This is a genomic window from Methylobacterium sp. yr668 (assembly GCF_900116245.1).
In the GTDB taxonomy this organism is placed as follows: Bacteria; Pseudomonadota; Alphaproteobacteria; order Rhizobiales; family Beijerinckiaceae; genus Methylobacterium.
Genome location: NZ_FOZY01000093.1, coordinates 1 through 1,568 on the forward strand (window position 1 = coordinate 1; position 1,568 = coordinate 1,568).

The 1,568-nt window shown below is 66.6% G+C and carries 1 protein-coding gene and 2 pseudogenes; 2 read left to right on the forward strand and 1 reads right to left on the reverse strand.

Going from position 1 to position 1,568, the window contains the following annotated elements:
- Positions 1-101, forward strand: a pseudogene (locus BM419_RS31850) (IS5/IS1182 family transposase); the annotation flags it as partial.
- Positions 102-149: 48 nt separating this feature from the next.
- Here the strand turns inward: BM419_RS31850 and BM419_RS31555 are convergent.
- Positions 150-1,355 (reverse strand): IS256 family transposase, encoded by a 1,206-nt coding sequence (locus BM419_RS31555; protein WP_091928776.1) that lies wholly within the window; start codon positions 1,353-1,355, stop codon positions 150-152.
- A gap of 118 nt (positions 1,356-1,473) precedes the next feature.
- Here BM419_RS31555 and BM419_RS31855 point away from each other — a divergent pair.
- Positions 1,474-1,568 (forward strand): annotated as a pseudogene (locus BM419_RS31855) (IS5/IS1182 family transposase); the annotation flags it as partial.

The following is a 1,568-nucleotide window of genomic DNA, read 5'->3' on the forward strand; positions in this document are numbered from 1 at the left end:
GGACCCCGACCACCCGGCGGCAGCATAGCCGCGTGGGCCTTCGCTATGAAACCGACCTTACCGACGCCGAGTGGGCGGTGATCGAGCCACTGATGGGTCGCGTCCGTCAATGAGGTGGACTTTTGGGGTGGAATTGGAGCGGCCATCGGTCAGGCGGCCTGCGGTGGAAGGGTGATGGTGTCGTCGGTCAGTGCCGGCGTGAGGCCGACCATGCCCTCGACCTGCATGTAGCGATGCTGGAGCTGCCACTCGTCGTTGGCCTCCAACAGCACCGCGCCGATCAAGCGTTGGATCGAGTCCGTATTGGGGAAGATACCGACCACGTCGGCACGGCGCTTGATCTCCTTGTTGAGGCGCTCCAGCGGATTGGTCGAATGTAGCTTCGTTCGATGCTGGATCGGGAAGCTGAGGTAAGCCAGGACATCGTCGCTCGTGCCATCGATGAAGCCCTTCAGCTTCGGCCAGCGATTGTGGAGTTGCTCGGCCAGATGCTGGAGCGCGGCGCGGGCCGCGTCCTGATCGGGCTGCTGGAAGGCGCTGCGCAGACCGGCCGCCACCATGGTCTGCTGCGCCCGCGGCACGTAGGCCAGGGCGTTCCGGGTCCAATGAACGCGGCACCTTTGCCATGTCGCCTTCAGCACGCGCCGGATGGCGGCCTTCAGGCCCTCATGGGCGTCGGAGACGACGAGCTGCACGCCCGCGAGGCCGCGCTTGACCAGGCTGCGCAGGAAATCGGTCCAGAACACCTCCGCTTCCGACGGGCCGATATGCAGGCCAACGATCTCCCGCCGGCCCTCCGTGTCGACCGCCACGGCGACTATGGCGGCCACCGAGACGATCCGCCCGCCCTCGCGCACCTTCAGGTAGGTGGCGTCGAGCCAGAGATACGGCCACGCGCCCGACAGCGGGCGCGTCAGGAAGGCGTTCACGCGCTCGTCGATGTCCTTGCACAGCTTGGACACCGACGACTTCGAGATGCCCGACAGGCCCATGGCTTGGACCAGATCGTCCACCCGGCGCGTCGAGACGCCGGCGATCCACGCCTCCTGGATCACCGCCACCAGCGCCTTCTCGACCGTCTTGCGCGGCTCCAGGAAGCCGGGGAAATAGCTGCCGGTGCGCAGCTTCGGGATCTTCAGGTTGAGCGAGCCCAGCCGGGTGTCGAGGCTGCGCTCGCGATGGCCGTTGCGGTAGGTGCTGCGCTCGCCCGACCGCTCGTAGCGCCCGGCCCCGATCAGCCCGTCCACGTCGGCCTCCATCAGGATCTGCAGGACCGTCTCGGCGATCGAGCGCAGGAAGTTGCCGTCATCGGCCTTCTGCAGCGCCTCGATCAGTGCCACTCTGTCGTCGGTCATCGGGGTTACCTCGGCTCGGGTTGAAGTCCGCAAACTCCACCTTAGCCGCCGGCCCCGATGGCCACCCCAATCCCCACCCAAACGGGCCCGGAAATTACACCTCGTCCAAGGACGCTACCCACTGATGCCGAGGCCAGCGCCCTGTGGCCGGCCTCCGCTCTGGACGACACGGGAGGTCCTGAACGCCATCTTCTACGTTCTGAGGGGTGGGAT